We start from the raw sequence: 24,162 nt of genomic DNA, 5'->3' as shown, positions 1-24,162 counted from the left end.
CCCCCGGTAGGAGGCCGACGTGCCCGAACCTCTGACGATCGCCGCGGTGAGCGCGATAGTTCTCGCGGAAGGTGTGCGTTTCCTCTACGACCAGACCGGCGCCTGGCTGGAGCGCCGACGGGAGCGGAACGCCGCCCGCGCGGCCGGGCAGGAAGAGCCCGCGCAGGAGGTCGTCGCGGTGTCCGGCGGCGAGCAGGTGCTCGACCAGCCGCTGCGGTCGGTGACGATCGACCACGACGTCCTCGCCGAGCGGGAGAGGGAGATCCTTACCGCGCGGGCGATGCTCAGCCCCTACCGGGAGGGCCATCTACCGGCGAGCGGCACGGACCAGGACCTGCTGACGCAGCTCGACACGCTGCGCCGGCTCGCCGAGACGGTCGTCGGGCAGCGGCTGACGTTCGTCGGCGAGCCGCGCGAGGCCACCGGCGTACGGGTGAAGCTCAAGCAGGACGTCAAGAAGCTGCGGCAGCCGCTGCGCGCCGTCCACGGTGAACTTCCGGCCGGCAGCTACGAGATCGACCAGGTCGTCGAGGAAGCGGACGGCCCCGTGACCGGATTGGACTTCACCCGGCCCACCGCTGGATGAGGCCACAGGACTTCGTCGGCTGGCTGCAGGGGGCACTGACCGGCACCAGGCCGGTGCTCTGCCTCACCGGCCTGGCCGGCCTCGGCAAGCGGCAGCTTCTGCGGGAGGCGGCGAGCCAGCTCGGGCACCACATACGACCGGTCGAGGTCGATCTCGTCTGGCTCGACGATCCGGGCACCGACGAGCGGGCGCTCAGCCTGCTCGCCCCGTTCGGCGAGGCGGTCGCCGCCGCCGGCACCCAACCACCGCCGGCACCGCGACGGTCCACGCTGCTGCTGACCGCCGACCTGGACGCGTTGCGGGACCGTAACCCGCCACTCGCCGACCTGGTGGCGCGGGCGGTGCGCAGCGTGACCGACGTGCACCGGCACCGGCTGGCGCTGGTCGTGGGCATGGCGCAGCGTCCCGCCGAACCGTTCCAGGGCAGGGTGGAGCAGGTCGGTTTCATCCAGCCGCGCACCGCCGCCCTCGACCACGTCACCGCCTGGGCCCGCCACGATTCCGCGCAGGACGTCCTGCTGGTCACGGGTCGCCCGGGTGCCGGCAAGAGCACGCTGGCGCGTACGGTCCTGCACCGGCTCGCCGACGAGGCCGGGGTGACGGTCGCCTACGCGAGTGTCTGGGACCAGGTGGGGCAGGCCGGCGGTCCGGCCGTACGGGAGAGCGAACTCGTGCACGCGGTCGCCGACGTGATCGGCCGCGACGCGCCCGAGGCGCTGCTCGCGCACGGTGCGACCTTCATCAAGCTGACCCAGCAGGTCGGCAGCGGCACCGCCATCGGTGTCAACAAGCCGGTCATCGCCACCCCGACCCTGGGCTTCCTCTACGGGGTGCTGGAAGCCCGGGCCAGGATCGCGCGGGAACGTGGCGACGAACCGGACACGCTGGTCCTCGTCGTCGACGCGGTGGACGACCAGCGCCGCGACGCGGAGAGCCTGCGGGTGCTCACCGAACTGCTCACCCGCTACGCGGACTTCGCCCGCTGGGGTCTGCGCCTGCTGCTGTTCTCCCAGTACCCGCCGGTCGGCTTCCCGCCGGACGGGCCGTACCCGCGTCGGCTCGACCTCGCCGACAGCGCCGACGCCGACATCGGCGAATACGTCCTGACCGCGCTCACCGATCCGGCGCTGGCCGTACGGCTTCCCGCGGAGCGGATGGACGCCGTCGCCGCCGCCGTGGTGCGCCGCTGCGCGGGCCAGTTCCTGGTCGCCGCCGGTTACCTGGCGGAGATCCGGGCGGCCGGGCAGGTGCCGGCCGACCTGTGGCGGTCCGAACCGATCGGGAGCCTGGTCGACTACTACCACGGCGCGCTGCCCCGGCTGCTCGGCCGTGACCTGGGTCCGGGTGCCTGGCCGGAGCGGGTGCTGCGGGACAGCGAACGGGCGTTGTTCATCGCGGCGACGACCCGGCACGGCCTCACCGAGGCCGAGATGTCCCGGGTGTGGACGGTCGCCGACGAGCCCGGCCGGAGCCGGCCGGGCTCGCAGACCTGGCGCGGGGCCCGGGAGAACGTCCTGCGTGGGCCGGTACGGGAATACCTGGTGCTGCCGGATCCGGCGGCGGGTGCCGAGCCGGCCGGTCGGGTGATGCTCTTCCATCCGGCGGCCGCGGCGGCGGTACGGGCCATGGCCGCCTCCGACAGTGAGTGGACCGGCGCCGACCTGGAACGGCGCCGGTTCGTCCGGGCACTCACCCCGCTGTTCCCCGAGGGGGTCGAGTGGGATGCCCGTACCGGCCGGCTCGCCCTGGCCGAGACGCCGGCACAGCTCGCCGAGATCATCGACGCGGCGGCCGAACTCGGCCACGACGACGAGGACCTGGCGCTGTGGCAGGGCCGGCTGGCGCTGCTGGTCGAGTCGTGGGAGTGGCTGGAAGCCTGCCTGTTGGCTCCCGCGCCCGCCGCCGGCGACATCCCGCTCGGCCTGGACGCCGCCATCGCCGGCCTGACGGTGACCCAGCGGCTCCTGGACACCGGGCGGCTCGCGCCGGGGCTGCTGTCCGCGCGGAGTGTCCCGGTCCTGCCGAGGCCGTCGCGGGTCATCGCGAGCGCGCCGCCGCCACCGCCGGTGGAGGAATCGGCGGAGACGCCGGCGCCCGGCCAGCGCCGGTACGCGGTGCTGGGACAGGGCGAGATCGTCGCCTTCCTCACCGGCGAACTCCGTTACACCAGCCGGGCCGAGGCGGTGGCCTCACTGCAGCGGCTGCGCGAGGTCTACCCGATCGCCCGGCGCGAGGACGACGACGGTGACTCGGTGCGGCTGTGGGTGAAGTGGTTCGGGCTGACCATCCAGGACTGGGAGGCCGGCTTCGTCGGCCACTACGTCGACCTGGAGCCCGAACCCGTCGGGGCCGGCCAGTGGCGGATCGGCGTGCACAAGCACCGCGTCGACCGTATCGACCGGCATCCGGAACGGCGCTCGCCGGGACAGGCACACCCGAACTGGGGTCACCGGGTGCTGCGCAGGGCGTTGGGGAGTCCGCGGCCGCAGCAGCGGCCGCAGATCTTCGCCACCCGTGCCGAGGCCGAGTCCCAGCTCGACACCCTGCGCGAGGACTACCCGCTGAGCACCGCCTGGCGGGCCGGGCGACTGGGTGTCCTGGTCTACGAGGGGTGGCGCCGGGAGCGCAGCGAGAAGCCGACGCACCAGTACTCGCTGCGGATCGAGGCGACCGTCGGCGGCTACGTCGTGCGCGCGGTCGACGAGGACTTCGACCCGGAGGGCGGCCCCGATGAACTCTAGCGTCGGGCAGCTGCTCGGCCTGCTCAGGGCCGCCGCGGCCGAACTGCCGGAGCTGAGCGTCGAGTCGGCCGGCGGGGCCCGGGCCACGCTCGCGCAGCAACTGCTCTACACCACCCGGACCAGGGCCGACAGCCCGGACGGAAGACCGCGTACGGACCTGATCGCCCCGGTGATCGCCGCCCGGGTCGACGACCTGCTCGGCTCCGGCATCCCCGCGCCGGCACTGATCACCCGCTATTCCACGAGCTGGCTGCGGCACCGCTACCGGATCGGGCGGGGCGCGATCTCGGCGGTGGCGGTCGGCGACGACGCGTCCCTCGTCATCGCCAGCGGCGACGACGGGACACTGTTCGGCTGGCGGGCGGACAGCGGCCCGGGCTGGCGACCGGTGGGCGAACTGTCCGCTCCGGCCACCGCCGTCGCGCTGGCCCCCGAGGCCGGGGACGTCGCCGTCATCGGTGACCAGAGCGGGGCGGTCCACGTCGTCGACCTCGCCGACGGCTGGGGGCCGGTCGTCCGGCTGGGCGCCCACGCGGGCATCGTGCACGCGGTCTGCGCCACCGGCACCCACCTGTTCTCGGCGGGTGTCGACGGCCACCTGCTGCGGTGGGACCGGCGGGATCCGGACGCCGGCCCCGAGGTGTTCGCCGACCTGGGCGAGGAGATCTTCGCGCTCGCCGCCACCGACGACCACGTCCTCGCCGCGGACGCCCGGGGTCGGCTGCACCGCTGGAGCCATGCCACCGGGCAGGGCCACGTCGTCGGCGACCACGGCCGGCCGACCGTGGTCACCGGGCTGGTCGCGGCCCGCTCCGGGGAGTGGGTGGTCAGTTGCGGATACGACGGCACGATCCGGCGCTGGCCGGTGGCCGACGGTGCCGGTGAGCCGTCGATCGTCGGCCGGCACAAGGGCCGGCTCTGGCGCGGGGTGCTGACCGCCCACGACACCTGGGTCGTCGCCAGCACCGGGGTGGGCACGTTGCTGTCCTGGCCCGTCGACGGCAGTGCCGCGGCCGGTACGGTCGTCGGCGCCCACGACCGCACGGTGACCGCCCTGGGCGCGGCACGCGACGGCACCGTGATCAGCGGTGGTCGCGACGGGCTGCTGCTGCGCTGGTCGGGTGTCGGCGACCGGGCGGTGACGGGGCGGCCGGGCCGGACGCGAAGCGAGGAGCCGGAGATCCGGGCGATCGCCGTGACCGGTGACCAGCGGACGGCGGTCACGGGTGGGCGCACCGGCATCCACCGCTGGCCGTTGGACGGCCCGGAGCTGCCGGCGCCGGAGCGGATCGCCGATGTCGACGTGCGGACGCTCGTGCGGTTGCACGGCACCCGCGACGAGTTCGTCGCCCTCGTACGCCCCGCACCGCCCCCGCCGGAGCCGGACGAAACCGGCGAGGCCGGCGAGGCCGGCGAGACCGCCGTGGCCGTCGAGACCGCCGAGACCGTTGCGACCAGCGAACCCGGCGAGACCGGCGGACCCGGGGAAGCCGACGAGGCCGGTGCGAGCGAGCAGCCGGTCCGCACGGGCGACGAGTTGCAGTTGTGGACGCTGGCCGGCGGCGAACCGACGGTGCTGCTGCGGTCGAAGCCGAGCGACGCGCCGTACTACCGGCTGGCCGCCGTGCCCGGCGCCCGTGCGGTGATCGCGACCAGGCAGAACGGCAACGTCGAACGCATCGACATCGGGCGGGGCGGCCAGGTCGACGTGATGCGGCTCGGGTGGCACCGCAGCGGCCGGGCCCGGGCGGTGGCCGTCACCCCCGACGGGGCGGCGACGATCACCACCAACAACGGCCTCGAGGTCTTCCGGTGGAGTGCGCTCGGCCCGGGCCTGCCCCGGCCGTTCAGCGGATACCACGCCCGGGTCACCGCGATCGCGGTCGCCCCGGACGGCGGCTTCGTCATCGCCGGGGACGAGCACGGCCGCACCATCGTCTGGTCGCTGGACGACCACCGGGTGGCGATGCAGTTGCACGAGGGGCGCAGCCGCTCCGCCGTACGGGACATCGTGGTCGACCCGGACAACCGTTGGGTCGCCACGGTCGCCGACGACGGTGCGGTCCGGTGCTGGCGCTGGCCGGTGGCCGGGCTGCCCGCCGGCAGCGAACTGATCCCGGTGGCGCTGCCCAGGGCGCTGGCCGCCGTTCCCGGTGGCTTTCTCGTCGCCGACCGCTACGGCGGCCTGACGAGGGTGGACGTCCGGCTGGCCGAGGAGCCCGAGTTCGGTGTCGACGCGCAGGCGCCGGCCGGGCCGGTGGAACTCGTCGTCGTCATCGACAACTGGGGGCTGGGCCGGCTGGCCCGCCAGGGCCGCCGGATCGACCAGACCGGGCTGTCGCGCCGGATCGCCGGCGGGCGGACCGCCCGGAGCATCGTCGTCTGCCCGGACATTCCGGAGCTTCGTGGCATGCGTTCGGCGCTGCGGGCCAAGGGCCTCCAGTTGCACAATGTGGACCGCGACCGGAACGCCCAGTACGGCCAGATCAAGGCGCTGCTGGTGGAGGAGTTGGCTCAGGGGCTGCCGGTGGTGCTGCACAGCACCGACCGGCGGCTGTTCGACCGGGTCGAGTTCCTTCAGGGAGACCTGAGCTTCGACTCCGAACTGGACTGAGCCGGGCGCCCGGTCACCGGTCGGCGATCCGGGCCAGGGCGGCGCGGACGGCGCTCGCGAGCGGTCCGCTCGGCCCGTCGGCCGGTGGCGCCGGTTCCGGTCGGGCGGCGCCCGCGCCGCGCAGGGCGTACGCGTAGGCGGCGGTGAGGTCGTCCGGCAGGCAGGGTGAGATGTCGTCGTCGACCAGCCGGTCCACCGCCACCGCCCAGGCGAGGAGGTCGTCCGGGGCGTCGGCCAGGTGCAGCCCGAACAGCTTCCGCTTGGCCCACTTGCGCCACAGGGCCGGTTCGGCGGCGAAGACGGTCGCCTGGTGGGCGACGAGGAACCGTAGGGCGGCCGGGTCGTCGACGTGGTGCGGAACCGGAAGCGCGAGGCTGTCGGTCAGGGCCAGGAAGAGTTCGGCGGCGTGGTTGTTCGCGACGGACTGGCTGCGCCCGTCCGGACCGGCCAGGGTCACCACCTCGCCGGTGGCGAGGCTGTGCAGGTCGACGACGGTGCGGTAGCGCGGCTCGTGTTCCGGCCCGTGTCGGCTGACCTGGTACTGGGCGTGCAGGTCCAGGGCGGTGCACAGCGTGTCGAAGCGGGTCCGGCCGTCCTCCTGGCGGGCGCCGCCCGGCGCGATCGTGTCCCACGCCGCCTGGTACGACCGGGGCCACCTATCGCCGAGCGGGGCGAAGTCGTTCGCGGCCAGCGCGGCGCCGTACAGGGCCTGGAAGGCGGCCGCGGCCACGGTGACGCTGGACTGCTGCTGGGCCTGGCCGGCGCCGAGCAGCAGTCCGGGACCGGCGTCGATCAACTCCAGCGCCCGGGCGTACATCGTGCCCTCGGGGGTGGCCAGGGACAGGCTGTCGATGGCGCCGGTCAGCAGCACCGTCCGGACGATCGACAGGTAGTACTCGTACATCAGTGCCCGGGCTCCCAGGGCGGCGAGGGCCTGGTTGTCGCGCTGGCCGTACTTGCGCAGCAGGGCCTGGTTCTCGTGCGCCCACGAGCCGTGGATGAGCGCCTGGGAGAACAGGCCGAGGCAGCGGTCCGGCAGGCGGAGCGTGCGGCGCAGCCGAAGCACCACGGTCATGTGGGCGGTGGACTCGTCGACCGGCTGCGGTTCGGGGCGGCTGTCGCCGGCCGCCGACCGCTGGGCCGCGAGCAGCCCCGGACTGTGCGTACGGATGAAGTCGAGGGCGGCGGCCTGGCTGGCGGCCTTCTTGTTGCTCGCCGTCCCGGTGCCGCTGCGGCCCGTCGCGTCGGTGACCACCGCGTGGTAGACCAGCGCGTGGCCGGGGCCCTCCTGGTGGTATTCGAAGCGGGTCGACCCTTCCGGCAGCGACTCCTGCAGCAGCTGTTTCGGATTGCCGGTGCCGCCGCCGTCGTCGCGGATCTCGGCCAGGAGGCCCGCCATCAGGTTCTCGGCGGTCCGGGTCTCGCCGACCAGGCACAGCAGGCCCAGCAACCGGTTGAACAGTGCCGCGAACACGCGATCCGGGACCGGTCCCCGCCCCAGGCTCTGGCCCAGCACCGCGGACTCGCGCAGCCAGTCGAGGCGGGCCGCCCAGCCGGGGAAGCCGGCCGCCAGTCGGGTCACCTCGCGGTGCAGGTGCCGCTGGTCGGCGCCGGGGTTGCGATAGGCGGCGATGGTGGCCGTATGTTGCTGGAAGATGGAACCGAGGGTCTCCAGCGCTTCCAGGTAGCGCGGGTCGGGCGGGTCCGGCCGGTGCCGGTCGTCGTTCAGATAGGACCTGTGGGTCAGCGTCAGGCGGACCGCGTCGACGAGTTCGTCGCCGGGGGTGGTGAGTCCCGCGCCGGCGAGTGCTCCCAGGGCGGGGGCGACCAGATCCGGCAGCCCGTGTCCCTTGCCCCTCAGCACACCAAGATCCATCGCCCGCCCGCTTTCTGCCGCCCGGCTGCCGGTGGCACGTACACCGTAGGCGGTGCCACCCACGGGGTGGAACCGGACCGTCGGGAAGCCAACCCGTACGTCGGGCGGCCCTCATCCGTCAGCCGGCCACCTGACGGTCAGCACCGTGGAGTCGGTCACGGCGTGCCAGCTGTGCGCGACCCCGGGGCCGTACAGCACGTAGTCGCCGCAGCGGCTCAGCAGCACATGTCGTCGCTTGGTCGGAAACTCCATCACGAACGAGCCGGTGACCAGCACGGCGGCGCTGCCGACGCCGGCACCGTCGCTGATCCCGTCCCGGCGCTCACCGGCGCGGTGCACGCCCCACTTGAGTTCGACGCGGTCGGTGCGCCGGATGCCGGCCCTCTCCAGGAAGGGGCCGACGAACCATCCCCCGGCCCGCCCCGACTCGGCGGCGTTACCGACCGCGAAGTCGCCTTCGTCGGCCGCCCGCTGCGTGGACACCATCACTGCTCACCTCGGCTCGGACCGGCGGACGAAATCACGGGTGGACGGGTGTGCAGCATGGCGTCGTGCACCTTGAACACGCTTCTCAGCAGGCCGTCGCCGTCGCCGGAACGCAGTTCGATCGCGAACCGCTCGGCGAAGCTCAGACTGGCCCCGAACTCCAGGAAGCCGTACGCGCCCCCGGCGTCGTGCAGGTGGACGAACGAGAAGGTCGGCGCGTTGGGGAGGAAGTAGACCTCGAACGAGCCGTCCGACCCGGGCGCTGAGGAGATCTTGCGGAACTTCTCGACCGCCGCACCGACGTCGAGGTGGGCGTAGTCGGCGGGCACCATCCAGCCGTCCGGAGCGAGGGCCGGGTCGACCAGTGCGAAGCGGGCGCGTACGCCCTTGTGGGTCACGCAGTCCTGGATCGCCTGGAACTCGCGGGCCCAGCTCTCCAGGCTGCGCCCGACGACCAGCAGCTCGGTCTGCGGAAGGACACGGTCGAGCAGGTCCCGGACGCCTTGCCGGGCGATGTTCGTCCGGCCGGTGAAGATCCGCTCGACGCCGAGCCGGCGCAGCCGGCCGAGAGATATCCGGTCCTTCCAGCCCGCCTCGACCGCCCGCACGATTAGCCGGTCCCACGGCCGGTGGGCCGGATCCACGAAGCTCAGCCGGTCCAGGGAGGCCAGCGCGCCCGGCAGGGTCAGCCCCGGCTCGTAGAGGACGGGCACCACCGGCACCCCGAGCGCCATCGCGTACGCCCACTCGAATGTCACCTCCACCGACGCGACCGACCGGCCGGTGCAGACGACGACCACGAGCGACGCCCGGTCCAGCGCCGACGTCACGACGCGGCGCCACTCGTCACCGGCGCGGATCTCGCCGGTGTCGAGGAACGAACTGACGCCGGCCTGCGAGAGCCGGTCCCGCAGCGAACGGGCAAGGTCCTCGTCGGCACGTGCGTAACTGATGAACACCAGCCCGTCGCCGGCGGCCATGGTCACCCCTCTCCTGAACAGCGGGTCACCGCTAGAGGAACGGCGCCGCGGCGCCGTCGGGCGCCGGGCCGCCCGTACGGCCGGCGGTCAACGCGGTGTTCATCTGGAAGAACCGGGTGCAGGTGCCGCATTCGTGGTGTCCGGCGCCCGGCAGCTCGTGGACCGTCGCGCGCAGGAGATCGCCGAGCCGGTCGAGCACCGCGTCACCGTCTTCGAAGACGTTGCCGGCGCGGTAGGCCGGCCGGGACCGCCAGGCGTCGTCCGTCTCGGTGCGGGTGTCGGCCTGGAGGTAGTCGCACGGATAGACGTCGCCGATCGGATCGATGACCAGGAAGAACAGCGGTACGAAGCAGCGGGCCGCGTGACGTAGGTAGTGGCCGCGTACGGGCCTGCCGGTGGCGACGTCGGTCGCGTCCAGCTCGTCGAGCAGCGCGGCGAACCGCACCAGGTTGGTGCGCGGGCGGTCGGGCAGCGCCCCGGCCAGCCCGGCCACCTGGTCCCGTATGCCGGACCACTCGGCGGCCGTCGGCACGTAGCGGCCGCGCGGATCCGAGCCGTGCGGCAGTTTGAACAGCAGCACGTCGACGTCGAGCTGCCGGGCGAGCGTCACCATCGGACCGATCTGGTGCATGTTGCGGCGCTGCACGACGAAGTTGACCCCGACGGCGGCACCGGTGTCGGCCGCCCGCAGCCCGCGGATCCCGGCGGTGGTCGTGTCGAACAAGCCCTCGACGCCGCGGATGCGGTCGTGGACCTCCCGCGAGGCGCCGTCGATCGAGAAGCGGATCCAGGACAGGCACTCGTCGACCAGGCGGACCGTCTCCGGCGTGATCGGCACACCGCCCTCGCTTATCAGGCCGACGCGGATGCCGGCCGCGCGCAGGCCGTACGCGATCCGGTCGAGGTGCGGGTGCAGCAGGGGGTTTCCCCCGCCGAGCGTCACCGTACGGACCCGCCACCTCTGGAGCGTCGCGATCAGCAGGTCTATTCGCGCGGGGTCGAGGTCGGGCCGCTCCTTCCAGGTCCACTGTGCGCAGTGCGTGCAGCGCGCGGCGCAGCGGAGGGTGACGTCGAGGTGGACCGACAGGGGTCTCGGCGCGGGTCCACCGGCGCGGAGCCAGCGCAGCCCGGCGTCGACGGCCGCCGCCGGAATCCCGCCCCCGGCACCACGGAGCAGGTCCTGGTTGGCCGGCAACGGTGCCATCCGACTCTCCCATGCAGGACATCGACCACTGGCACACTGAGCGTAACCATCCCGTCGCCGCCCCACCAGGGTGCACATCGGGCCGACCGGCGGGGCCGGACAGGAACGTCCCGTCCCGCCCCGCGCACCGGCGGTCAGCCGGCCGGCTCCCCGAGCCGGCGCGGGTAAGGCCGGGCCGCCTGCGCCAGCTCCGTGAAGACCGCCCGGTTGAGGTCGAAGGCGACGACGGCCTCGCCGGCCATCCGGTCGAACTCCTCCGGGCTCAACGGCAGGGCGTCCAGCCGTTCGCGGTACTCCCGCTTGAACCGGCCCCGGCTGGGGATGCCGTCGAACTCGTAGAACCTCGTGCCGCGCCCGGCCGGGAACTCGTACGTCTCACGGATCGCCTTCGCCACGACGGCGCCCCCGGACAGGTCGCCGAGGTACCGGGTGTAGTGGTGGGCGACGAATCCGGCCGGCCAGGTGAAGCAGACCTCCCGCAGCCGCTGCCGGTACGCCTCGGTCGCCGCGCCCGCGGCGCTCTCCTCGCGCCAGCCCGGGCCGCGCAGGTAGTCGAGGTCCTCGACCAGCGCGGGCAGGCGGGTGAGCTCGTCGGCGACGAACGGTCCGGCGACCGGGTCGTCGCGCATCGCGCCGGCCGCCTCCTCGAGAACCTCGTAGATGAAGTAGTGCTGGGTGACCAGGAGCGCGTAGCCCTCCACGGCGAACTTCCCGGCGATCAGGTCGGTCACGTAGGTGGTCGACTCCGCCGCCTGGTGGGCGGCGTCCGTGGCGGCACGCAGCCGGGCGGCGATCCCGGCGTCGGCGGCGGCGTCAAGGGTGTCGGTCATCTGCATTCTCCGTCGTTCGGATCGGTAGCACCAGGCGGGTGCCGGTGCGGGGATGGAGCACGATCTCGATGTCGTGTTGATAGGTCCCGCTGAGCTGCTCCGCGGTCAGCACCTCGGCCGGAGGGCCGTCGGCGACCAGGCGGCCCTGGGCGAGCAGGGCGATCCGGTCGGCGTACGCGGCGGCCAGGGTCAGGTCGTGCAACACGACGACGACGGCGTTGCCGGCCGCCGCGCGGTCGCGGGCGATGCCGAGCACCAGTTCCTGGTGGCGTACGTCGAGCGCGGCGGTCGGCTCGTCGAGCAGCAGGATCGGGGCCCGCTGGGCCAGCACCCGGGCGAGCGCGACCCGGGCCTGCTCCCCGCCGGAGAGGCTGGGGAACGGCCGGTCGGCGAGGTGTTCGATGTCGGCCAGGCGCAGCGCCGTGGCGACGGCTTCGGTGTCCTCGGCCTGTTCGGGCCGGCCGGCCCAGGGGGCCCGCCCCATGTGCACGACGTCGGCCGCGGTGAACGGGAAGGCGACGGTGGCCCGCTGGGGCAGCATCGCCCGGCGGCGGGCGAGTTCGATCGGCCGCCACGCCGACAGCGGCGTCCCCTGGATCCGGATCTCGCCGGCGGTGACGGGTAGGTCGCCGCAGAGGGCGGCGAGCAGGGTCGACTTGCCGGCGCCGTTCGGCCCGACCAGGGCGAGCACCTCGCCGGCGCGGACCCGCAGGCTGACGTCGTGCAACACCGGCCGGCCGCCGAGCCGGACGTGCAGTCCGTGCGCGGCGACCGGCGGCTCTGATGTGGATGGTGCCGCCTTGGCGGCCCGGTCGCCGCGCCGCCACCCGGTCATGCCCAGCCTCCGGCGCGGGCCCGGGTGCGGCGCAGGAGCCAGAAGAAGCAGGGGCCGCCGATCAGCGCGGTCAGCACACCCAGCGGCAGTTCCTGATAGTCGATCAGGGTGCGGGCGACGAGGTCGCCGACGACCACGACCGCCGCCCCGCCCAGCGCGCTGGCCGGGACCAGGATGCGGTGGCCGGGGCCGGTCACCATCCGGATCAGGTGGGGTACGACCAGGCCGACGAAGCTGATCACGCCGGTGAACGCGACGGCGGACGCGGCCAGCAGCGCGGTGACGGTGATCATCACGATGCGCAGCCGCTCGACGTCGACGCCGAGGTGCCGGGCCGGTCGCTCGCCGAGGGCGAGCAGGTCCAGCCGCCGGGCGGCGGCGACCGAGGCGGCGATGCCGACGGCCGCGCACGGTGCGGCGACGGCGACGGCCGCCCAGTTGGCCTGGGCGAGGCTGCCCAGTTGCCAGAACGCGACGGCGCGTACGGCGTCGGCGTCGCCGAAGAACATCAGCACCCCGAGCAGCGCGCCGGCCACGGCGTTGACCGCGATGCCGGTCAGGACCAGGGTGACGACCTCGGTACGGCCGTTGGACCGGGAGAGGGCGTAGACCAGGAACGTGGTGAGCAGGCCACCGCAGAAGGCGGCCGCGGCAACGGTCCAGCCGCCGGCGACGGACACTCCGGTGACGATGACGGCGGCGGCGCCGACCGCCGCACCGGAGGAGACGCCGATGACGCCGGGCTCGGCGAGCGGGTTGCCGAAGACACCCTGCATGACGGCGCCGGCACAGCCCAGTGCGGCGCCGACGACGACGGCCAGCGCGACGCGGGGGAACCGGACGACCCACAGGGCGTTGTCGCCCTGTGGTGCGGTGGGTGTCGGCCCGATCGGCAGGCCGAGACGGTGCAGGACCGAGCCGAGGACCTCGTCCGGTGGTATCCGTACCTGGCCGGTGCCGGCGGCGACCAGGCAGAGCAGCGCGAGCAGGCCGAGCAGGCCAGCGACCAGCAGCCAGCCACGGCGGCGGGCGCGTCCGGTCGGCCGGGGCCGCTGTGCGGTGCCGGCCGGCGGCGGTACGGCGGTGGGCCGCCGCTCGGTGGTCGGGTTCACCGGCATGAGCGGTAGACCGCCTCGGCGAGTGCCGCGATCGCCGGCCCGGTCCGGGCGCCGAAGTTGAGCAGGAGGCCGTCGTCCATGTCGACGATGCGCCGGTTCTGGCCGGCCGGGGTCTGGCCGACGCCGGGCATCGCGATCAGGCCGTCGACGCCTTTGACGGACTCCAGCCCGTGGGTCATCACGAGGATGACGTCGGGCGCGGCGTTGATCAGTCCTTCGCTGGTCAGCGGGCGGAACTTGACCAGCCCGATCTCGGTGCCGGCGTCGACCGCGCCGATCGCCCGGATCATCTCGTCGGATCCGGCGCCCTTGCCGCCCATGAGGAACACCCCGGCGGTGCCGCGCAGGTAGAGGAAGGCGATGCGCAGGGGGCGGCCGGACGGCGCCTGCCGGCGGGCGCCGGCGATCTCGCCCTCGACCCGCGCGACCAGCTTCTCCCCGCTCTGCGGCACGCCGAGCGCGGTGGCGATGGCCCGGATGTGGCGGGAGATCGCCGGCAGGGTCTGTTCGTCGTCGACGAGGACGACGGCGATTCCGGACCGGCGGAGCTGGTTGAGCACCTCGGGGGGTCCGATGCTGTTGTCGGCGATGACGACGGTCGGGTCGAGGCGCAGGATCGCCTCGCCGGACAGGTCGTGGCCGGCCGGGGTGACCACCGGCAGGTGGGCGGCGGCGGCGAGGGTCGTGGAGGTGTCCCGGCCGACGACCCGGTCGCCGAGGCCGAGACTGAAGACGATCTCGGCGATGGACCCGTACAGGTTGACCGGCAGGATGCGGCTGGCGTCGGTGACGGTGACGTCGGTGCCGTCGGCGGAGGTCACGGTGACCGGCAGGTGGCTCGGCGGGTTGTCGTCGACCGGGGCGACGTCCTGGTCGGGGAGCCGGGCGGTGGCGGGGCCGCAGCCGATCGCGGGGTCCACGCCGGACGCGGTGGCGCCGGTCGGTCCCGGGGCGCAGGCGGTCAGTGCGAGCAGTGCGATCCCGCCGAGGGTCGCGACCAGGCGGCGGCCTCTCACCGTTCCCCCCGTCGGCGCCGGAACCGCAGGACGAGCAGGAGGGCCACGACGCCGGCGAGCGCGATCAGGGCGGCGTTCCACCAGCGGTCGGCGGCGGTGCTCTGGCTGACGCGGGTGACGTCGGCGGCGGTCGCGGCGTCGTCGGCCGCGGGTGCGCCGCCGGGGGTGGCGGCGGAGGCGGTGGCCGCGACGCCGGCGGTGGCGGGCGCAGTCGCGGTGGTCGGGGCGCCGGGTGCCGGGGTCGTACGGCCGGGGCCGGGGTTGCCCGGGTTCGCGGCGGGAGGGGGCGGGTTGCCCGGTGCCGGCTGGGCGGCGGTGAAGGTGACGGGTACCCGGACGTCCTGGGAGCGGTCGGCGGTCCGCAGGTGGTCGGTGCGGGTGACGACGGCGCAGCGGGTGACGGTGCAGTCGACGTCGCCGATCTTGGTGCTGACCTTCACCTGGACGGAGAAGGACCCGCCGGGCCCGTACGGGATGGCGAGTCCTTCGCCGTACGCGGGTGGGTTGGACGAGATCCATTGTGATGCGCCGGAGTTGCCGGACATGTCGATGCCGCCGCCGCAGGGCGACGGCGCGGCGCCGGCGCCGTTGTCGACGCAGAAGGCGACGTAGATGCCCTTGCTCGTGTCGTAGCCGGTGCCGGAGACCGAGAGCGTCTCGCCCTGCCGGTTGATCCCGGTCGTCTTGCTCACGGTCAGTCGTTGTCCGTTGGCGCCCTGGCCGACGGTCTCCGCCCACGCGGTGGCGGGGGTGAGCCCGACGGCGGTGACCGCGGTGACGCAGAGCAGGGCCAGCGTCGGGCCGGTGCCGACGAGGCGTCGAAGGTTGGGACGGGATGGCATCAGACTCTCCACGCTCTCCACGCGAGACAGCTTAGGACTGCCTAACCTAAGTCCACCACCCACAAAGATCAAGTCGGTCAACCGGGCAGTTCAGACGCACCGGGACCGGCCGAATCCCCACCGGAACGTCGAGTTGACGTGAGGTTGGGTGAGGCTAACCTAAGTTGCTCTTGGGGGATCTCCCCCGACCTAACGAAAGGAAGCAACATGGGCAGACTCCGCGCCGGAACCAGCCGGCGCAGTCCGCTACGTTGGGTGACGGCCGCCGCACTCGGTGGGGCCACCGCCCTCTTCGTGGTCACCCCGGCGTCGGCCGCCCCGGTGGACGTCACCGCCGGCAGCCTCGACTGGGGATTCAAGGCGTCGTTCCGCAACTACGTCGCCACCGGAAACGGCAACCCGCCGATCGCGGTCAGTGACGGGGCGACCCGCAACACCGACGGCACGTTCCGGTTCTCGTTCCGCGACGGCAACTACGACGCCGCCGCCGGAACGGCGACCGTCCACTACGACGGCACGGTCGTCTTCTCCTACCCGTCGCACTTCTTCACGATCACCATGGCCAACCCCACGGTGGTCCTCAGCGGTGCGGCCGGGTCGCTGCGTGCCGACGTCGACCTGACGGTCACCGGCGGCGGCTTCGAACCGATCTCGGTCGACCAGGCCGAGATCGCGACGCTGGCCACCGGCGGCCCGCAGTCCGAGGGCTCCACCGTGACCTGGTCCAACCTGGCCACGACGATGACCGAGATCGGGGCGTCGGCGTTCGCCGGCTTCTACGGTGCCGGCACCGCCCTGGACCCGGCGACCGTACGGATCACCGCCGGCGGCGGCGCGGCCGCACCGACCGTCACCGTCAACCCCGCCACCGGCATCGACCCGGCGGGTACGACGGCGACGGTCACCGGTTCCGGGTTCGACCCGCAGGCGGCGAACGGCAGCGGAATCTACGTCGCCTTCGGCCCGAAGAACGACGCCGACTACTGGGTCAACTCGCGCCGCTACAAGTCGGTCAAGTGGGTCAACAAGAACGTCACGACGCCGAGCGGCGGCCAGGACGTCCTGAACGCCGACGGCACGTTCGACACCACGCTCGACGTCGCGGCCCGCTACACCGACGGCAACGGCAACGATGTCGACTGCACCGTGGTGCAGTGCTACATCCTGACCTTCGCCGCGCACGGCTCGGCCGACCGGAGCCAGGACACCTTCACCCCGGTCAGCTTCGCCACCCCCGCGGCCGGCAGCGCCGACCAGGAGATCACCGCCCAGGTGCGGCAGACGGGCCCGCTCACGCTCGCCGTGGCGGGTTCGACGGTCGCCCTGTCCGCGGTCGAGCCGGGCGGCACCGCCACCGGTGCCCTCAACACGGTCACCGTCAAGGACCAGCGCGGCACCAACGCGGGCTGGAACCTCGTCGGGCAGGTGGAGCAGTTCACCAGCCCGCTCGGCGGGACCATCGCACCGGACAACCTCGGCTGGGTGCCGACCGCCTCGTTCGTCAACGACGGACTGGTCAGCACCCCGGGCGTGGTTACTCCGGGCGCCGCGGCCAACCCGGGCGCGGGCACCGGCCTTGGTACGGCCCGTACCCTCTGCTCCTCGGCGGCCGGCGCCAGCGGCGGGCAGTTCGAGTGCGGGGCGCAGCTCAACCTCGGCGTACCGGCGTCCAGCACGCCGGGCGACTACACCGCGACCCTGACCGTGACCCTGTCCTGATCCGCCCTGCGGAGGCGCCCGCCGCTGCGGCGGGCGCCTCCGCGTCATCCCCGTACCGGAGAGTTCCCATGCGGCACCGTTGGCTGCCAGCACTTCTCGCGGCGGCGCTCGTCGGCGTACCCACGCCGGTGGCCGCGGCGCCCGAACCTTCCAGCCCCGCCACCGCCCCCACCGATTCCGGAATCACCTGGGCGGTCCAGCCCTCCGACGCCACCGGTCCCACCGGGCGCAGCTACTTCGTCTACGACGCAAGCCCCGGGCAGCGCATCGACGACCAGATCGCGGTCCGCAACCTCGGCCGCACGCCACTGACCCTCAACCTGTACGGCACCGACGCGTTCACCACCGCCGACGGAAGCTTCGGCCTGCTCCCGGCCAGCCAGCCGCCGACCGGCGTCGGCACCTGGGCGACCATCGCCACCAGGCAGGTCGTGGTGCCGGCCGGGCGCCACGTCGTCGTCCCGTTCCAGCTGATCGTCCCGGCCGACGCCACCCCGGGCGACCACGCCGGGGGCCTCATCGCCTCGGTGACGGCCGCCGGCACGACCGCCGACGGCCAGCGGGTCAACGTCGACCGGCGGGTCGCCGCCCGGATCTACCTGCGCGTCGCCGGGCCGTTGACCCCCGCCCTCCAGATCGAGACCCTGCGGGTCACCAGCCACCTGCCGCTCAACCCGCTCGACCGCGGCACCGTGGAGGTGCGGTACCGGCTGCGCAACACCGGCAACGTCCGCATCGCCGGTACGGCCCACGTCGGCGTCGACGGGCCGCTGCGGTGGAAGCTGGCGCGGACCGGCACCGTCGACGTACCGGAACTGCTGCCCGGCGGGGTGACCGAGGTGACCGAACGGATCACCGGCCTGCCGGCCGCCGGCCGACTCGACGTCGCCGTCACCGTCACACCCTCCACCATGGACGTACCGCTGCCGGCGGTGACCCGTACGCACGGGGTCTGGGCCGTCCCCTGGGTCCTGCTGGTCCTCGGCCTGCTCGCTGCCGCCCTGGCCGTGGGGGCGACCCGTCGGCGCAAGCCCCGCACCGCCGGCCGGGCCGCATCGGCGGCCGACACCGACGGGCGCCCGGCCGACACCGCGACGACACCGGCCGGCCGGCCCGGATGACCCGCCACCATTCGCCAACCGCTGGCCATTCCCTAGCCGCCGGCCATCCCCGAGCCGCCGGCCGGTCCCGGCCGGGGCGGCGCGGCACCCGGCTCGCGGCCGGAGCCGCGGCGCTCGCGGTCGCGGCCGCCCTGGGCACGCCCGTCGCCGCGGCGGCCGAGCCGACCGCCGGCCCGCCGACGATCGGGATCGACCGCGCGGAGGTTGCCGTCGGCGCCCACCTCACCGTGACGCTGACCGGCTGGCCGGCCGGCCTGGTGAACGTCGAACTGTGCGGCAACGCCGGGCGGCGCGGGTCGGCCGACTGCGCCGTCACCTCGGCGGTCCAGGTCGCGGTCACCGGAAACCGGCCGGCCCGTACCCGGCTGCGGGTCGCCGCCCCACCGGCCGCCTGCCCGTGCGTCGTCCGCGCGACCAGCCTGGACCAGGGCACGAGCGGGACCGTACCGCTGAGCGTCACCGGCAGCACCGCACCGGCCGCCGCCGCGACCGAAACCGACACGGTGCCGGCGGCGAAACTCGTCGTCACCGAACTGCGGGTGAGCGCGCAGCCGTCCTGGAGCAGCGTGTTCGGAGGATCCGCGCGACAACTGCTCGTGGCGACCGTCCGCAACGACGGCACCGCCCCGGCGGTCGAGCCGGCCGTCTCGGTCACCCTCGACCGGGGCGACGAACCGACCGGCTTCGTGCCCCCGCCGCTGCTGGACACCATCGCGCCCGGCGAGCAGCGGGTCGTCCGGCTGCCCTTCACCATTCCCGCCCCGGCGGTCGGCCGCTACACCGTACGCGGGGAGATCGGCGGGCTCAGCCAGCCGGTCGTCTTCAGCGCGACCGTCCGGAACCACCCGTGGGGGCTGCCCGGCCTCGGCGTCGCGCTCGCCGCCGCCTGGTACGTGCGCTCGCGCCGACGCCCGCTCCGGCCGGCGGAACCGGTGACGACCGGCCCGGTCGATCCCGCTGACGGTCGCGCCGGCGGCGACCCGGGATGAAGAGACCCGGTGGTGACGAACACCCCGAACGGCGTCGAACGAGACGACGAACGAGATTGTTCGGATGCCCCACGGCCCACGCTGACGGCGCTCTAGTGTCGGCTGGAGGGCTGGCCGGAAAGGCCAGGCGGACATGATCCCCGCTCGACCTTCCAAAGAGGACGGGAGCAGGAGACCGACGTGGCTGTCAAGACCGAAGCGCCGACGCGCACCGCACAGATCCGCCCGTTCACCGTGGAGATCCCGCAGGCGGCACTCGAGGACCTGCGCCGGCGCGTCGCGGCCACCCGCTGGCCCGAGAAGGAGACCGTCGGAGATCAGTCGCAGGGCGTACCGCTCGCGACGATCCAGGCCGTCGCGCGCTACTGGGAGAGCGACTACGACTGGCGGAAGGTCGAGGCGAGGCTGAACGACCTGCCGCAGTTCACGACCGAGATCGACGGGCTGGACATCCACTTCATCCACGTCCGCTCGAAACACGACGACGCGCTGCCGCTCATCGTCACCCACGGATGGCCCGGTTCGGTGATCGAACAACTGAAGATCATCGGACCGCTCACCGATCCCACCGCCCACGGTGCCAGCGCCTCGGACGCCTTCCACCTGGTGATCCCGTCACTGCCGGGCCACGGCTTCTCCGGCAAACCCACCACGCCCGGGTGGGGCCCCGAGCACGTCGCCCGGGCATGGACCGAGCTGATGAAACGCCTCGGGTACGCACGGTTCGTCGCGCAGGGCGGCGACTGGGGCGCGATCATCACCGACCTGATGGGCGTGCAGGCACCGCCGGAACTGATCGGCATCCACACCAACATGCCGGGCGCGGTCCCACCGGACATCGACAAGTTGTTCCAGTGCGACATCACCGGGGCGAACAACGCACTCGGCTCGCTTCCTTCCGACCTCTCCAACGAGGAGCGGCGCGCGTGCGAGCAACTGGACTTCGTCTGGAAGCACGTCGCCTACTCCCTGATGATGGGTACGCGGCCGCAGACGCTGACCGGACTCGCTGATTCACCCGTCGGCATGGCGGCCTTCCTGCTCGACCACGACGCGCGCAGCCTGGAGCTGATCTCCCAGGCCTTCGCCGGTCGCCCCGGCGGCCTCACCCGGGACGACGTCCTCGACAACCTCACGCTCTACTGGCTGACGAACACGGCGGTGTCCGCGTCCCGTCTCTACGCGGAGAACAAGCTCTCGTTCTTCGCCACCAAGGGTGTCGCCACGCCGACCGCCGTCAGCGTCTTCCCCGACGAGCTGTACCAGGCCCCACGGACCTGGGTGGAGACGGCGTACCCCGGTCTCGTCTACTACAACGAGCTGGACAAGGGCGGGCACTTCGCGGCCTGGGAGCGACCGGACGCCTTCTCGGAAGAGGTCCGCGCCGGCTTCCGGCCGCTGCGCTAGTCGGCCGGCGGACGCACGGCACGTGGACGAGCCTCCGCTGATGGCAGGATCCCCCGGATGGAGAGTGTTCTTCCGGGTGCCGCCGCACTCCTCGGGCAGGCTCGTCGGGTCGTCGTCTTCACCGGCGCCGGAATCTCGGCCGAGAGCGGCGTGCCGACCTTCCGTGACGACCTCACCGGGCTCTGGGCCCGGTACGACGCCGAGCAGCTCGCCACCCCGGAGGCGTTCCACGCGGACCCGGACCTGGTCTGGGGATGGTACGAGTGGCGGCGCGCGCGGGTGCGCCGGGCCCGGCCCAACCCCGGGCATCTGGCCACGGCCGCGATCGAGGACCTGGTCCCGGGCACCGTCGTCGTCACCCAGAACGTCGACGACCTGCACGAGCGGGCCGGCTCCCGGGCCCCGATCCACCTGCACGGCAGCCTGTTCGCACCCCGCTGTGTGGGCCGGGCCGCCCACCCCGTCGCCTTCGTAGACCCGGCGGACGACGCCGCCGATCACGACGCCGCCGATCCGGGCGAGGGCAGCCGGCTGGCACCGCCGCGGTGCGGGCACTGCGGGGCGCTCGTACGGCCCGGGGTGGTGTGGTTCGGCGAGGCGCTGCCGGAGGCCGCGTTGACGGCGGCGGCCGAGGCCGCCGCCACCTGCGACGTGCTGCTGACCGTCGGCACGTCCGGCGTGGTGTACCCGGCCGCCGAGATCCCCCGGATCGCGGCCCGTTCCGGGGCCACCGTCGTGCAGGTCAACCCGCTGCCGACACCGCTCGACGCGATCTGCGACGTCAACCTGCGCGGATCCGCCGCCCGGATACTCCCGGCCCTGGTCGAGGCCGCGTGGGGTGCCGCCGGCAGGACATGAGGACCGCCCGGAAACCGGCAGGCGGACCCATTTCTGTACAGTGAACATTGGTTCACTGAATGATGGGAGGGTCCGGTGCCACGCTCGGCGGCCCGTAACGAGGCGATGCGCGCGGCCACCCACGAGGCCGTGTTGACCGCCGCGGTCCGGCTGTTCGCCCGGCACGGGTTCGCGGCGACGAACATGCGCGACATCGCCCGCGAGGCCGGGGTGAGCACCGGTTTGATCTACCAGCACCACGCGAGCAAGGACGAACTCTTCACCGAGGTGGTCACCCGGGCGGCCGACGGCCTGTTCGCGACCGCGCGCATCCTCACCGGGGACGGTGACGCGGCGTCCGTGCTGTACGACTTCACCCGGCGTTTCCTCGCCGACATCGCCACCGACAAGGACGCCGCGGAGTTCTTCATGGTCGTCAACCAGGCTTTCCTGGCCAACGAGCCGCCGGGCGTCCGCGACCGCCTCCGGCCCGGTCATCAGGCGTTCAGACAGGCGCTGACCGAGGTCATCCGGCGCGGTCAACGCCGGGGCCGGTTCGGCGACGGGGATCCGGCCGAGATGGTCATCTGTTATCTGGCACTGCTCAGCGGCATCGTCACGACCAGACTCGCCCTGCCCGACGAGGTGAGCGTGCCCAGCCCGGACGCGGTTCTACGCGTGCTCACCACAGGACGGACACCCACCGATGACTGACGTCGTACGGGGAGACGAACTCGGCGAGGAGTACCGCCGGCCGATCACCGAGGTCCTCGTCGGCGGATTCGCCGAGGACTTCGCGTACTTCTCGCCCGACCCGGCGAAGGTCACCGACGCGTTCGCGCACATGATCCTGCCCGACCGCTTCCACGTCGCCCTCGTCGACGGCAAGCCCGCCGCGGTCGCCTCCTTCACCACCGGGGAGCAGCAGTGCTTCGCCCCCAGACGGCGGGAGTTCCGGCGGCACCTCGGATTCGTCCACGGCACGATCAGCCATCTGGTCGTCCGCAGTCAGTTCATGGGTGTTCCCGACGACGCCGGCGAGGACGTCGCCGAGATCGGTTTCGTCACGACCGCCCCCGCCCATCAGGGGCGCGGGGTGGCCACGGCACTACTCACGCACCTGCTCGCCCTGCCGGAGCACCGGACGTACGTCCTGCAGGACATCAAGGACACCAACGTCGCGGCCCTCGCCCTCTACCGCAAGCTCGGCTTCACCCCGTACCGGCGGCGTCCGGTGCGGTTCGCCCGGCGCGCCGGGTTCACCGAGTACGTCTCGATGAGACTCGAACAGCGTCCACCATCTCCGGCGGGCTGACCGTCGGGCCGCACCGGCACTTGCTCCCGCCTTCGGAACCGGCGGCGTCGGACCCACCGCGCGAGACCGTCATCGACCGGTCCGCAACTTTCGATGATCGGGACACATGAGCCGTTGAGCTGCCGTAGCTTCTAGGTATGCCTGATCCATGCGGATAACTGGCGGTTTGCACGACCAGTTGCCACCTCGATCCGAGAGCGTGTCCCGCCTCCAGGCCGTGGAGATGCCGGGCGCCCCCATCACCGACTGACTGGCCCGTGGCGTGAGCCGGGCACCACAGCAGGAGGCTGTACATGAGATCTCGACGTGCGCTGTTGTTTCCCGGCCAGGGCGCCTACCTGCCCGGCGTACTGATGGAACTCGCGGACGACGCGGCCGTCCGCGACGTCCTGGGGACGGTGGACCTGGTGGCCCGGCGGAACGGGAACGAACCGGTCTCGCCGTTGTTGCTCGACGCCGGTGCCGTGCCGGCCGACGAACTCGCCGGCACCGACCCACCACGGGCCCACCTGGCGATCTTCGCCACCTCCGTCGCCCTGTACCGGCTGCTCGCCGACCCCGCCGACGCACGCCCGGACGTGCTGCTCGGCCACAGTTTCGGGGAGATCGCGGCACTGACCGCGGCGGGAGCGCTCACGGTCGAGGACGGCGCCCGGATGGTCGCGGCCCGCGACGCCGCCTGCGCCCGGCGGCGGCCACCGGACGGCGGCATGGTGAGCCTGTCGGCCGGGGCGACCCGCGCCGGTGCCATGTTGACCGCCCTCGGCACGTGGGAGGTCGAGGTGGCGGCGGTCAACGCGCCGCGGCAGACGGTGGTGTCCGGCCCCGAGGAGGAACTGTCCCGGGTCGAGGCCCTGGCCGCCGTTGCCGGGGTGCAGGCGCGGCGGCTGCGCGCGCCGTACCCGTTCCACAACCGCGTGCTGCGTCCGGTGGCCGAGGAGTACGTCGCCGGCCTGCGGGACATCACCGTCCGGCCGCCGGCGGTACGCGTCTTCTCCGCGATCGGCCTGCGCTACTACACCGCCGACGACGACCTCCGCCAGGCGCTGGCGTCGCACCTGACGACACCGGTGCGCTTCGCCGACGCCGTACGCGCCCTGTACGAGCAGGGCGTCGAGACCTTCGTGGAGTGCGGCGCCCGGTCCATCCTCACCGACCTGGTGGCACAGAACCTGTCCGGGGTCACCACGCACGCCCCGCTCAAGCAGCGCGTCGGCGCGGCGTCGGCCGTCGCCGCGGCCCGGGGCGGCGCCGCGCCGGCACCCCCACCGCCGCCGCCGGTGCCGGCCACCGACGTGCCGCCCGCGCCGCCGGAAGCGACCGCACCGCCGGAAGCAGCCCCCCTGCCGGAAGCGACCGGGCTGCCAGCGGCGGCCGGGCTGCCGCCCCGCGACGAGCTGATGGCCGTGCTGCGCCGGGAGTACGCCGAGGCGCTGGACTATCCCGAGGACGTCTTCAGCGACGACGCGGACCTGGATGCCGACCTGGGCGTCGACTCGCTGAAGCAGGTCGAGATGTTCGCCCGGCTCAGGAACCGCTTCGGCCTGCCCACGCCCGGTGCGGACGTACGGGTGACCAGCTTCCGGACGCTGCCGGCCGTCGCCGACGGCCTCGTCCGGCTGTCGTCGTCGCGGGCGACGGCGTAG

Annotated in this window: 20 protein-coding genes; 11 read left to right on the top strand and 9 right to left on the bottom strand. The window is 73.4% G+C overall.

The features are described 5' to 3' along the window. Positions 1-19: 19 nt before the first annotated feature. From AB0I42_RS20370 to AB0I42_RS20360, 3 genes are read left to right on the top strand one after another with little or no spacing between them, the layout of a single operon-like run. Entirely contained in the window at positions 20-586 is a 567-nt protein-coding gene (locus AB0I42_RS20370; protein WP_357539104.1) for a hypothetical protein, read from the top strand. Next, a complete protein-coding gene (locus tag AB0I42_RS20365; RefSeq protein WP_357539103.1) occupies positions 583-3,327 on the top strand; it encodes an ATP-binding protein in 2,745 nt (914 codons plus the stop codon). Before AB0I42_RS20370 ends, AB0I42_RS20365 begins: the two co-directional genes overlap by 4 nt. Further along, on the top strand, positions 3,317-5,941 hold the full coding sequence (locus tag AB0I42_RS20360; RefSeq protein ID WP_357539102.1) for a WD40 repeat domain-containing protein: 2,625 nt from the start codon (positions 3,317-3,319) through the stop codon (positions 5,939-5,941). The genes AB0I42_RS20365 and AB0I42_RS20360 overlap by 11 nt, the downstream gene beginning before the upstream one ends. Before the next feature lie 13 nt (positions 5,942-5,954). Here AB0I42_RS20360 and AB0I42_RS20355 read toward each other — a convergent pair whose 3' ends face one another. The 9 genes from AB0I42_RS20355 to AB0I42_RS20315 all read right to left on the bottom strand — a co-directional run bounded on the left by AB0I42_RS20355 (position 5,955) and on the right by AB0I42_RS20315 (position 15,128). Next, on the bottom strand, positions 5,955-7,805 hold the full coding sequence (locus tag AB0I42_RS20355) for a double-stranded RNA binding motif domain-containing protein (protein ID WP_357539101.1): 1,851 nt from the start codon (positions 7,803-7,805) through the stop codon (positions 5,955-5,957). Positions 7,806-7,928: 123 nt separating this feature from the next. Beyond that, complete coding sequence (locus AB0I42_RS20350; protein ID WP_357539100.1) at positions 7,929-8,303, bottom strand: signal peptidase I; 375 nt, start codon at positions 8,301-8,303, stop codon at positions 7,929-7,931. Further along, on the bottom strand, positions 8,303-9,283 hold the full coding sequence (locus AB0I42_RS20345) for a toll/interleukin-1 receptor domain-containing protein (protein ID WP_357539174.1): 981 nt from the start codon (positions 9,281-9,283) through the stop codon (positions 8,303-8,305). Before AB0I42_RS20345 ends, AB0I42_RS20350 begins: the two co-directional genes overlap by 1 nt. Before the next feature lie 31 nt (positions 9,284-9,314). Further along, entirely contained in the window at positions 9,315-10,487 is a 1,173-nt protein-coding gene (locus AB0I42_RS20340) for a radical SAM protein (RefSeq protein WP_357539099.1), read from the bottom strand. 134 nt (positions 10,488-10,621) lie between these two features. After that, a complete protein-coding gene (locus AB0I42_RS20335) occupies positions 10,622-11,317 on the bottom strand; it encodes a biliverdin-producing heme oxygenase (RefSeq protein WP_357539098.1) in 696 nt (231 codons plus the stop codon). Then, entirely contained in the window at positions 11,301-12,152 is an 852-nt protein-coding gene (locus AB0I42_RS20330) for a heme ABC transporter ATP-binding protein (RefSeq protein WP_357539097.1), read from the bottom strand. The genes AB0I42_RS20335 and AB0I42_RS20330 overlap by 17 nt, the downstream gene beginning before the upstream one ends. Continuing rightward, positions 12,149-13,264, bottom strand: coding sequence for an iron ABC transporter permease (locus AB0I42_RS20325; RefSeq protein WP_357539096.1), 1,116 nt, complete (start codon positions 13,262-13,264; stop codon positions 12,149-12,151). The genes AB0I42_RS20330 and AB0I42_RS20325 overlap by 4 nt, the downstream gene beginning before the upstream one ends. Beyond that, positions 13,261-14,286 carry an ABC transporter substrate-binding protein gene (locus AB0I42_RS20320; RefSeq protein WP_357539095.1) on the bottom strand — a complete coding sequence of 342 codons (1,026 nt, stop codon included), beginning with the start codon at positions 14,284-14,286 and terminating at the stop codon, positions 13,261-13,263. The genes AB0I42_RS20325 and AB0I42_RS20320 overlap by 4 nt, the downstream gene beginning before the upstream one ends. After that, positions 14,283-15,128 (bottom strand): hypothetical protein, encoded by an 846-nt coding sequence (locus tag AB0I42_RS20315; RefSeq protein ID WP_357539094.1) that lies wholly within the window; start codon positions 15,126-15,128, stop codon positions 14,283-14,285. The genes AB0I42_RS20320 and AB0I42_RS20315 overlap by 4 nt, the downstream gene beginning before the upstream one ends. Positions 15,129-15,335: 207 nt before the next feature. Here AB0I42_RS20315 and AB0I42_RS20310 point away from each other — a divergent pair, with 207 nt between their 5' ends. The 8 genes from AB0I42_RS20310 (at position 15,336) to AB0I42_RS20275 (ending at position 24,162) form a co-directional block, all read left to right on the top strand. Next, complete coding sequence (locus AB0I42_RS20310) at positions 15,336-16,847, top strand: HtaA domain-containing protein (protein WP_357539093.1); 1,512 nt, start codon at positions 15,336-15,338, stop codon at positions 16,845-16,847. Between the two features lie 68 nt (positions 16,848-16,915). Next, positions 16,916-17,968: a DUF916 domain-containing protein gene (locus AB0I42_RS20305; protein WP_357539092.1), complete on the top strand. Its 1,053-nt coding sequence runs from the start codon at positions 16,916-16,918 to the stop codon at positions 17,966-17,968. Then, a complete protein-coding gene (locus AB0I42_RS20300; protein WP_357539091.1) occupies positions 17,965-18,957 on the top strand; it encodes a hypothetical protein in 993 nt (330 codons plus the stop codon). The genes AB0I42_RS20305 and AB0I42_RS20300 overlap by 4 nt, the downstream gene beginning before the upstream one ends. A 180-nt stretch (positions 18,958-19,137) precedes the next feature. Continuing rightward, positions 19,138-20,364, top strand: a complete 1,227-nt coding sequence (locus AB0I42_RS20295; RefSeq protein WP_357539090.1) for an epoxide hydrolase family protein — start codon at positions 19,138-19,140, stop codon at positions 20,362-20,364. 57 nt (positions 20,365-20,421) lie between these two features. Further along, positions 20,422-21,222 (top strand): NAD-dependent protein deacylase, encoded by an 801-nt coding sequence (locus AB0I42_RS20290; protein ID WP_357539089.1) that lies wholly within the window; start codon positions 20,422-20,424, stop codon positions 21,220-21,222. Positions 21,223-21,297: 75 nt separating this feature from the next. Further along, positions 21,298-21,915 (top strand): helix-turn-helix domain-containing protein, encoded by a 618-nt coding sequence (locus AB0I42_RS20285; protein ID WP_357539088.1) that lies wholly within the window; start codon positions 21,298-21,300, stop codon positions 21,913-21,915. Further along, a complete protein-coding gene (locus AB0I42_RS20280; protein ID WP_357539087.1) occupies positions 21,908-22,516 on the top strand; it encodes a GNAT family N-acetyltransferase in 609 nt (202 codons plus the stop codon). The genes AB0I42_RS20285 and AB0I42_RS20280 overlap by 8 nt, the downstream gene beginning before the upstream one ends. Positions 22,517-22,809: 293 nt before the next feature. After that, on the top strand, positions 22,810-24,162 hold the full coding sequence (locus tag AB0I42_RS20275; RefSeq protein ID WP_357539086.1) for an acyltransferase domain-containing protein: 1,353 nt from the start codon (positions 22,810-22,812) through the stop codon (positions 24,160-24,162).

It is taken from the genome of Polymorphospora sp. NPDC050346 (assembly GCF_040655695.1).
Classification (GTDB): domain Bacteria; phylum Actinomycetota; class Actinomycetes; order Mycobacteriales; family Micromonosporaceae; genus Polymorphospora; species Polymorphospora lycopeni.
The sequence above is the reverse complement of the archived record's forward strand: the minus strand, read 5'-3'. Positions and strand labels throughout refer to the sequence as shown.